The following is a 10,557-nucleotide window of genomic DNA, read 5'->3' as shown; positions in this document are numbered from 1 at the left end:
GTTCTTTTTTAAACAAACAATATTTTTTAAGTGAAAATTTTAGCAATACCTCAGCACTTGTTTTTCTGCTCAATGCGCTTATTTGGCTTATAATAAGGGTTCAGATCTTTTTTTTGCATCATTTGTTGCACAATATGCAACATCTGTTCTACAATACAACACCTCTACAATATACTTTCGTTAAGAAATATTTAAGAAAAAAATCTTCTTGCCAAAACTCAAAACAATCAACCAGCAGAAGATCAAAATTTTAAATGTTTTTCAAAAACTTAACGATTAACTAATTATTTCAATTAAACTAACAACCAAATTTTATGCAGAAAAGAACATTAAAAAAACTATTGTGCTTAATAGTATGTATGTGGGGAAATTTTTTCTACGCACAAACTGTTAAAGGTAAAGTAACATCTGGCGGAGCCAACCTTCCGGGTGTTAGTGTAATAGTACAAGGAACAAAAAACGGAACCGTTACCGATTTTGATGGAAGCTTCGTTTTAAACAATGTAGAACCAAAAGCGTTGCTGCTTTTTAGTTATGTAGGATATAAAAATTTGTCAATTCCGGCAGATACAAAAGCAATTATGCAGATCACGATGGTAAACGATCTGGAGAAATTAAATGAAGTAGTCGTAATTGGGTACGGAACTTCCAAAAGAAAAGATATCAATGGAGCAGTTTCTTCGATCAAAGCTTCTGAAATTCAGGACAAACCTTTTGTCTCTATCGATCAGGCGCTTGTGGGTAAAGCTGCGGGTGTAAACGTTACTCAAAATTCAGGAACGCCGGGTGGAGGAATTTCGGTACAAATTAGAGGAATTACTTCTATTAACGGAAATGAACCTTTGTATGTTATTGACGGAACTCCGGTTTTTGCAGATAAAAACAACGAAACATTCTCATTCAGCGCATTGGGCGGTGGAAACGGACAAACTAAAAACTCGGCTTTGTCTGGTTTGAATATTTCTGATATTGAAACTATTGACATCTTAAAAGATGCATCGGCAACGGCAATTTATGGTGCAAATGGTGCAAACGGTGTCGTTTTGATTACAACTAAAAAAGGAAAAAAAGGAAAATCAAAATTTGCCTACGAAACCTATTTAGGAACTCAGGAAATAACCAATACGGTTGATGTTTTAAACTTGCCTCAATACGCAAAATATCAGGCAAAAATTTACAAATTAAACGGCGAGCCTGTTCCCTATCAATATCAAAAACCAGATTTATTAGGAAACGGAACCAACTGGCAGGACGAACTTTTTAGAACGGCTACCATGTACAATCATCAGCTTTCATTCTCTGGAGAAAAAGAAGGAACACGTTTTTATACTTCTTTGAATTATTTTGATCAGGAAGGAATTGTTTTAAATTCAGATTTCAACAGATTATCAATGCGCTTAAATGTTGATTCTAATGTAAAATCATGGTTGAAAATTGGTAACAGCTTATCTGTAAGTAAATCATCTCAGCAAGTAGTGAGAAATGATGATCGAGGCGGATTAGTAATGAACGCTTTAAGACAATCTCCAGAATTACCGGTTAGAACTCCGGATGGTTCTTATGCAGGACCAACAACAGGTTTAGGATCTTCGGCAAATGAGGCAACTAATCCAATCGCTCTATCTGAATACAACAATTCAACTACAGAAAGATTTAAAATCAACGGTAATTTATTTGCAGATTTTACGCTGATCAAAGGTTTGGTTTTTAGAACAGAGTTAGGATACGATTTAAACTTTTCAAAAAGTGCCACTTTTGCCCCAAAGTATACTTTAGGAAATGTGTCTGAACTTTTAAATAAATCATTCAAACAACAGGATCAAAGTTATTACTGGAACATCAAAAATTATTTAACGTATAATAAAACCATAAACGACAAACATAACTTTACTTTCTTATTAGGTCAGGAAGCACAGGAAAGTCGATATGAATACATCAGCGGTTACAGAACCGGAGAGTTTTTAAACAAAGATTTTACCAACTTAAACATTGGTGATATTGATACGGCATTAAACGGAAATGGTTCTGGAAGATGGTCTATGTCATCTTATATTTCGAGATTGAACTACAGCTTTTCAGACAGATATTCTTTCTCTGCTTCTTTAAGAGCAGATGCTTCGTCAAACTTTGGTCCAAATAATAAATGGGGTTATTTTCCTTCTTTTTCTGGAGGATGGACAGTTAGTAACGAAAAGTTCTTTGAACCTTTATCAAACAGTATCAATTACTTAAAATTTAGAGCAGGTTACGGTTTAGTAGGAAATCAAAATATTCCGGCAAACAGATACCAAACTATTCTAACATTGCTTTCTTCTCCTTTTGGAGGCGTTTCGCCAACAATTGACAATTTAGGAAATCCTGATATTAAATGGGAATCTCTTAAATCATTCAATGCTGGTTTCGAATTGGCAATGCTGAACAACAGAGTAAAATTAGATTTTGATTATTATATTAAAAATTCATCTGATTTCTTAACGAAACAAATCAATGATGAATCAAACCAAAGTGCACTTAATTATTACCTGAATACGGGTGAAATTGTAACAAAAGGAATTGAGCTTACGCTGAATACAAGAAATATTTCAACAGAAAATTTCAGTTGGGACAGCACGATTATCTTTTCAAAATACAACAACGAATTAACAAGTTTTCAAGGCGAAGGAAAATCATTATTGGGAAAAGTACAATTTGATTTATATACCGTTACCAGAACTACAGAAGGTGAACCAGTTGGACAATTTTACGGATATGTAACGGATGGTTTGTTTAAAAATGCTACAGAATTAGCTGCGGGGCCAGTTCAGGAAACAGGAACTGGAATTGGAGATATTCGTTTTAAGGATCTTAACGGCGATGGAAAAATTGACAGTAAAGATCAAACAGCCATAGGAAGTGCAATTCCTGATTTTACTTATGCTTTTACCAATAACTTTAAATACAAAAACCTTAGTTTATCTGTTGTTTTAACCGGAAGTCAGGGTAATCAGATTTACAACTTTACGCGTCATTACACAGATGGAATTTATCCGGGATTTGGCGATAGATTCGGAAACGTAAGCACTCAGGCCATGCGCGCTTTTGAACCGGGCGTAAACGAAAATACCGATGTACCAAGAATTACGCTTAATGACCCAAATGGTAACGGAAGAATTTCGAATCGATTTGTGGAAGATGGTTCTTATTTAAGAATTCAGAATGTTTCATTAAGCTACGATTTACCAAACAAAATATTCGACAACTCTTTTATCTCTAAAGTAAGATTGTATGTAAACGTTCAAAATTTATACACGTTTACAAAATATACCGGCTTTGACCCAGCTCTTGGAAATTTAGATCAGAATATAACCTTAAGCGGAATTGATTTAGGACGTTATCCTGTGCCAAGAACAACTTCTGTTGGAGTGAATTTAGAATTCTAAGATTGATAAAAAAACACATTTAACTTAATGATTCATACTCATTAACATAAAAATATAGTTATGAAAAAACTTTTTAAACTTTTTATGATGGGAATGCTGATACCATTGCTGTCTTTATTTTCTTGTTCAGATGACTTTTTGGATGCTCCATCTGAAAATCAATTAACCCCAGCCGATTTACCCGAAGGAGTTACCGCTTTTGACGGAATCGCTGAGAGTTTATATTTTAAACCATGGTTTACTTTTAATGATAAATTCCTGATTGCCGTTGGAGATATGTACGCCGGAAACGCTTTTACATTTGACGGTGCTTATGCGCAGTTTAAAGATGCACAGGTAACGTCACAAAACCCAATTTTGACAGAAGGATATGTTTCGTTGTTTTCGGTTATCGATCAATCGAATAATTTAATGAGTTTAGTCGAAGACAGAAAAAGCGAACTGCCGGAAGCATCTTATAAAAATGCAATTGCAATATCGCGATTCATGAGAGCAAATGCTTATTTCTATTTGGTAAGAACTTTTAGAGCGGTGCCAATTATCAATAAAGCAGGTTCTGCAGCACAGCCAAAAAGAAATCTTGTTGCTGATGTTTATAAATTCATCAAACAGGATTTAGAATATGCTGTCGCAAATTTACCTGAAAGAGGAGCAAAAAAGGGATACGTTACGAAATATGCTGCTATGGGTATTTTGGCTAAAGTACATTTGACTTTAAATGAATATGGGGAATGTGCCGCTTTAACCCAAAAAATTATGGGTAACCAATATATTTTAATTCAGGAGTACGGAAACTTGTTCAGCAGTCCGGAGAATAATAATAGTGCCGAAAGTATGTTCGCTTTACAGTGGAAAGCGATTGCTACAGAATGGGGAACACAAAATACCAATCAGGCGTATATTGTTCCGGGCGGTACAGGAATTACAGGCGGTGGTGACGGATGGGGAGTTTATCTTCCTTCTATTTCTCTACAAAATGGATTCGAACCAAAAGACACGAGAAAGAAAAGCACGATCATGACAGATGGTGATTTTTACCCTGAATTATTAAAAAATCAAGGTGGTTTTACGTATAAAAAAATATACTCTTCTACAGCGGCTAATTTCAGAAAATACATTGTAGGTTCTGCAGCCGAAAGAAACGATGTGTTTTTTATGAGAACTTCTCAAAATACCATCATATTAAGATATTCTGATATTTTATTAATGAATTCTGAAGCTATTTTAGCCGGAGCAGGTTCAACTACTTCTGCATCTGCTTTAAGTTCTTTTAATGAAGTAAGAGCAAGAGCCGGATTACCAGCTAAAACAGTATTGACAAGAGACGAACTTTTTAATGAAAGAAGAATTGAATTTGCGCTTGAAGGACAATATTTCTTCGATTTAAAACGTCGTGGACTTTCTGAAGCAACAGCAATCATTTCGCAGCAAGAAGTTGGTTTTTATTCTGATGATGCGAGAACAGAGTTGATTTCGAGAAAGATAACTCCGGGAAGCAACTATTTTGAACTACCGTTGCCGCAGTCTGCTATTGATACTAACCCATCATTATTAGAACCTCCAGTTCCTTTTAACTTTAACTAACTTATTATGATCAATAAAATAAAATATACAATTCTAATTCTTTTCGCATTGACTGCTTTTACAGCTTGCGATAATGACGATACGGTTACTGCAAACGTAGATGCAATGGTTGCAGAACCGGGAGATTTACTTAATCAGGCTTTTCCATTAAACAAAGTGAGAGTTGAAGGCAAAGGTTTAGAAGGATTAAAAAAGATTACGCTGGATAATAAAATTGACATTAGTTTCAATCCAAACTACAATTCAGATAAATCGTTTATTTTCACTATTCCTTTTGATGAAAAACTAGGAAGCCGATTTGGAAAACAACCCATTACATTTATAACTGGAACGGGGTCTCTAACTAAAGAGATTGAAATTTTACAGCCAGTTCCAACCATTACAAAAACAATTCCGGCTGTTGCTACTCCGGGATTTCCGTTAGAAATTGAAGGAACTTGGTTTTATAATATTTCATCGATAACCTTAGGAGGAAAAGCGTTGAGTTATACGGTAAAATCGTCTTCTTCTGTTATTATTGGTTTACCTGCCAATGCCGTTTCAGGATCGGAACTTGTGGTTACTACACCGGGAGGAGCTGCCAAACAAGTAATAAATTTTGCTACAATCGTTTTGGTATCTGATTTTGACGGAAATGGCGTAAGAACCGAATGGACTTCTTACGGTGATATCGAGAGTTTTAATGCGAGTACTCCGGGCGGGCCAACAGGAAATTACACCACATTAGTTTGGGGCGGTTCAAATGCAAATGGTTATAACGGAAGCAGCGCCGGCGGTGGATCTAGTTTCTTAAGTACATCAAATACAGATGCAACAAAAGCTTATATTGATATTGATGTAAGTGCAAATGTTGTTGGAGCAAATTTTGCCATTCAGTTAAATACTATCGACGGTGTAAACTATGGTTATAATTTTAAAGTAACCGATGTAAACTGGACAACCAAAACCATATCAATAGCTGATTTTAAAGATAATTACGGTTTTGGTTCAAACACCGCTGCTGCACTTAATGTTTCTAAAATTAATGAAATTAAGGTTGGAGTTGCTCAGGGAGATTCGCCTAATCCAAGTGCTATTAAATTTGATAATATTAAAATTCGTTACCAATAATTGATTGGTCTTTAACTAAAAAAAGAGGCTGTATTTGAAACAGCCTCTTTTAAAAGTAAACTATATAACCTCGTTGGGTATAATTATTTTAACACATAGAAACATAGATTTTATTTCTTAAAAAAGAGTATAAAAAGAAACATGTTTCTAACACATAGCACTCTATGTTTGTTTTAAATAAGTGAAACGCCTTTTTTAAGGCTTCGGAATCTATGTTCCTATGTGTTTAATTTTTTTTATGATCCTGGCAAAACGAACAAAGTAATTACACCCAACGTGTTATATAATAAAAAACAGAAACTATAAATCAGAGTATTCATCTTAACAACAAAGAATATTCTATAATAAAAAACAGTATGAAAATTAAATTTTTACTAATGCTGACCAGTGTCGTCTTCTTTTTAAATGCCTGCTCAAAAGACGACAATGAAGTTGCTGAAACTTTAGAAACGCCAGTTGCAAACGCTCCAAAAGATGTAAATGATAATGGTTTTAAAGCAAAATGGAATTATGTTTCCTATTCAAAAAGCTATCTTTTAGACGTTTCAACCACCGAAAATTTTGTCAGTTTTGTCCCAAATTACAATGCAAAAGAAGTTACTGATTTAAACGAAATTGTAGTTGGTTTAACCGGAGGAACTCAATATTATTACCGTGTAAGAGCTAAAAATGAAACAGAAATTTCAGGTTATTCAAATGTAATTAGTGTTGTAACGACAGGTTCAAGCGGTATTCCTGAAGATCCTACTTTCTTAAAAGTAAAAGCAAATAAATTAGCCAATCCGTTTTTTGTTGGTATGGCCATAAAAGCTTCACAATTAACGAATGGAAGTCCTTATGATATTATTTTGAGAAATGAATTCAGCAGTATTTCTGCGGAATACGAAATGAAAATGGATCAAATTTCGACGGCAAGCGGTGTTTACAACTGGACTGTTGCCGATAAAATTGTAGCGTACGGAAATGCTAATAATATCAATGTTCACGGACATGCTTTAGTTTGGCATAATTCGGTACCGCAATGGTTAAAAGATTTTTCTGGTACGGATGCTGAATTTGCTGCAGAAGTAAAAAAATACATTACGGATGTGGTTACACATTATTCAGGAAAAGTAAAATCATGGGATGTGGTTAACGAAGCTGTAGACGATAATGGCGGTACTATGAGAAATACTATTTTTCTACAAAAAATGGGACCTAATTATGTAAAAGACTGTTTTCAATGGGCAAGAGAAGCTGCAACTGCAGCTGGTGATACATCTTTATTATTATTCTATAATGATTATGCAACCTCAGCTAATACTGCAAAACAAAATAAAGTTTTTAGCATTGTCGATGATTTAAAAACAGCTAATGTGATTGATGGTGTTGGTTTCCAAATGCACAATACGTATTTAAGCCCAACAAAAGCTCAAATAGAAACTGATCTTAACAAAGCTGTTGCAAAAGGTTTGAAAATCCACGTTTCTGAATTAGATATTCAAGTAAATCAAGCTAATGATATTTCTAGTTTTACAAACGAAAGAAGATTAGCTCAAAAAGAGAAATATAAAGAAATGGTGAAAATTTATAATGCGCTTCCGGCAGCAAATAAATATGCCTTAACTATTTGGGGAATGAAAGACAATGAATCGTGGATTCCGTTTAACGCTGAACTGAATCATCCAGGAAATGACTGGCCTTTATTGTACGATTCTAATTTTGCAATCAAAAGTTCACACACTGGATTCCTTGAAGGTTTAGATTAAATCTTTTTTTAAAACTATAATACTTTACTTCAACTATTAATAAACCAAAAAATTAAATTATGAAAAAATTAAATTTGTTAGCATTAGCAGTTACATGTGTATTATGTTTAGGTTTTACATCCTGCGCAGATGACGCAAGTCCAAGTGCAAAAGACCAATCAGCAAGTGCAAGTACAAAAAACAGTACAAGCAAAGTAGCCGGTGCGCCATGGGTCAAACAATTTGAAGATACATTTGATGTAGGTTCAAATTTGTCACAATGGACAAAGGAGCAGCGAGCAGATTATAATTCTTGGTATTGCGACTATTATAGTTCAGTACCCACAATACAATGGAGAGATGGAAAACAATGTTTGGAAATCAAGACTACAAAATTGAGTACGTATAAATATCAATCGGGGTTCATTTCTTCTAATTATCAATATAAGCCTGAAAACAATACAGAGTATATGCTTTCTGCCAATATTAAATTAATAGCAATGGATGGCGGAACTTACAAGTCTTTCACAGAAACTTACGGTGCATGGCCTGCTTTTTGGTCTGTGCAGCAAAATGCCTGGCCAACCAAAGGAGAAATAGATATCATGGAAGGTTATTCTTTTGCCCCTAATGCAAGTCGTTTTACTTCAAATCTTTTTTATGGAACTTCTTCCGGAGCAAATTTATTAGGAAACGCTGCAGAAAGAAACTATCCGGGTAATTTCGATATTAACGGAAATGGCGGATGGCATTTATATGAATCATTTTGGAAAATGCAAAACAATGTTGTAACGGTGACTATAAAAGTTGATAATATAACGGTTTCAACGTATACAAATAGCAGTGCAGGCAATCTTAACTTAAATAATTTTGGACCACACTCTATTATATTTAATCTGAATGTTGGATCAAAAGATTCTAATTTTATTGACCCTAATAAAATTAACTTATTTTCAACTGCAATGATGTGGGTAGATGATGTAACGGTTTATAAAAGACCAATCTAATACTCCACAAAAAGAATATAAAAGCCAAAAAGAAAGTTTTTCAGTCTTTTCAAAAAACCATAAAATGTGGTAAACCTGCGAATCATTGATTTGCAGGTTTTTTTGTTTTAAATTGCTTTTGATTGGGATATAACGGTTTTAAAACTATAAAATCAGTTTAATTTTTTATTTTTATATAGATAATATTTACTCATTTAATTTCATTGAGATGATAAGAATTAAAACCACAATCAAACCTTTTCTTACAGTAAACAATGCTATAAAAGCAGTTGATTTTTATATCAATGCTTTTGGAGCAATTGAGTCAAAAAGATATTTGCTTGAAAACAATAAAATATCATCAGTAATCACAATTGAAGATGCTGAATTTTATCTAAGCGACGAAGAACCTTGTGATGGCAATCAAATTGTTAACTCATTTAATACGCCGATTAGAATAATTTTAGAGACTGAAAATGCAGATCAAATATTTGAGAATGCATTAAAATATGGCGCTGCACAAATTTGTCCCATAAAAACAGAAGAAGACTGGAGAATTGGAAAGCTAAAAGATCCTTTTGGACATATTTGGGAAATTGGCTACCCATTGTAAAAGATTCATCACTATAAGTTTTGTGGCAAAATAATCGCATAGGAGAATTTTCGAAAAACCAAAACTAATTTATTTTTCATAATACTCAAAAGCATCTATTATATCTAAATAAACGCCATCAAAATTCGCATCGATTATTTTCTTCAAATATGAATTCTCGTCACCATATATGATTTTTTGCCAATCGGCATTCCAATATTTAACTTTGAAATTCCCTGCCCAGTCCGGATTTTCAGCATCCAGCCATTCAGGACGGCTGCTGCTCCAGCTGTCTTTCCAGTAATACCTGTAATTCTCTGCTTCACCAATAGACATATAAGAAATCACTAGTCTTTTCCCTCCATTAGCTTTGTTTTTTAACTGATTTATTTCCGTTTTAGAAAAAGACGTTCCGTTTGTAAAAAATAAATCCATAATCAAAAGGTCATAGTTTGTCGAAGTTACAGCATTGATAAATTCACTCTTACTATTGAATTTAGATGGATTGATGAGATAAAGAAAGTTTTTTGCCTGAGAAATCTCAGTGACAGCATTTGAATTTTCCTGATAAATTGGATTTGGAAAAGCCGGAATATTATTTAGTTCTCTTTCATTAGCAGCAAACGAAACGTAACCGGCATTTCGATTTTGAAGATAGGAACTCTCCATCTTAGACGGATCTGAACAATAATCTGTTACCAAGATCACATTTCCTGCTTTTTTGGATATATTCAGTAATTCTCGCAGATAAGTGTTATCCTTATTGCCTGTAGCAACATTATCCTGGTCATATCCGAAAAATAAATCCTCCTGACCATTGGCATCAATAGCATTAAGATAAGCCAAATGAGGACTTCCAGATACGTCTCCATTATTTGAAACCAGCTCGATACCGTTTTGAGGAATAATGTTGAATGCGGGGTTTATAGATTTTGCATATTGGCTTATCCCTATTACAAATTTCCGCATTTCCTCTTTATATTCTGTATCATTATCTGTTTTATCAGAATCATGAATATCATCTTTCTGACATGATAATAGGAGCGAAAAAATAGAAATTAATAATATGAGATTTTTTTTCATGTTTTATTTAAATTGCTTTGCTGTATTTAACGCAGAAAAAAAATATTTATGATACA

General features: G+C 33.9%; 7 protein-coding genes. 6 read left to right on the top strand and 1 reads right to left on the bottom strand.

Annotation, left to right across the window (positions count from 1 at the left end; all coding sequences use genetic code 11):
* Positions 1 to 314: 314 nt before the first annotated feature.
* The 6 genes from B3C18_RS19105 (at position 315) to B3C18_RS19080 (ending at position 9,439) form a co-directional block, all read left to right on the top strand.
* On the top strand, positions 315 to 3,419 hold the full coding sequence (locus B3C18_RS19105; RefSeq protein WP_291150286.1) for a SusC/RagA family TonB-linked outer membrane protein: 3,105 nt from the start codon (positions 315 to 317) through the stop codon (positions 3,417 to 3,419).
* Between the two features lie 60 nt (positions 3,420 to 3,479).
* Positions 3,480 to 5,003, top strand: a complete 1,524-nt coding sequence (locus tag B3C18_RS19100; protein WP_291150283.1) for a RagB/SusD family nutrient uptake outer membrane protein — start codon at positions 3,480 to 3,482, stop codon at positions 5,001 to 5,003.
* Between the two features lie 6 nt (positions 5,004 to 5,009).
* Complete coding sequence (locus tag B3C18_RS19095; RefSeq protein WP_291150280.1) at positions 5,010 to 6,113, top strand: hypothetical protein; 1,104 nt, start codon at positions 5,010 to 5,012, stop codon at positions 6,111 to 6,113.
* A gap of 356 nt (positions 6,114 to 6,469) precedes the next feature.
* On the top strand, positions 6,470 to 7,861 hold the full coding sequence (locus B3C18_RS19090) for an endo-1,4-beta-xylanase (protein ID WP_291150278.1): 1,392 nt from the start codon (positions 6,470 to 6,472) through the stop codon (positions 7,859 to 7,861).
* 59 nt (positions 7,862 to 7,920) lie between these two features.
* Positions 7,921 to 8,847, top strand: a complete 927-nt coding sequence (locus B3C18_RS19085) for a glycoside hydrolase family 16 protein (protein ID WP_291150275.1) — start codon at positions 7,921 to 7,923, stop codon at positions 8,845 to 8,847.
* A 208-nt stretch (positions 8,848 to 9,055) separates the two neighbouring features.
* A complete protein-coding gene (locus B3C18_RS19080) occupies positions 9,056 to 9,439 on the top strand; it encodes a VOC family protein (protein WP_291150272.1) in 384 nt (127 codons plus the stop codon).
* A gap of 69 nt (positions 9,440 to 9,508) precedes the next feature.
* Here B3C18_RS19080 and B3C18_RS19075 read toward each other — a convergent pair whose 3' ends face one another.
* On the bottom strand, positions 9,509 to 10,501 hold the full coding sequence (locus tag B3C18_RS19075) for an endo alpha-1,4 polygalactosaminidase (protein WP_291150269.1): 993 nt from the start codon (positions 10,499 to 10,501) through the stop codon (positions 9,509 to 9,511).
* Positions 10,502 to 10,557 lie beyond the last annotated feature (56 nt).

Origin of the sequence: Flavobacterium sp. UBA7680 (genome assembly GCF_002482975.1) — a bacterium.
Taxonomy (GTDB): Bacteria; Bacteroidota; Bacteroidia; order Flavobacteriales; family Flavobacteriaceae; genus Flavobacterium.
This window is presented reverse-complemented; position numbering and strand designations above follow the sequence as displayed.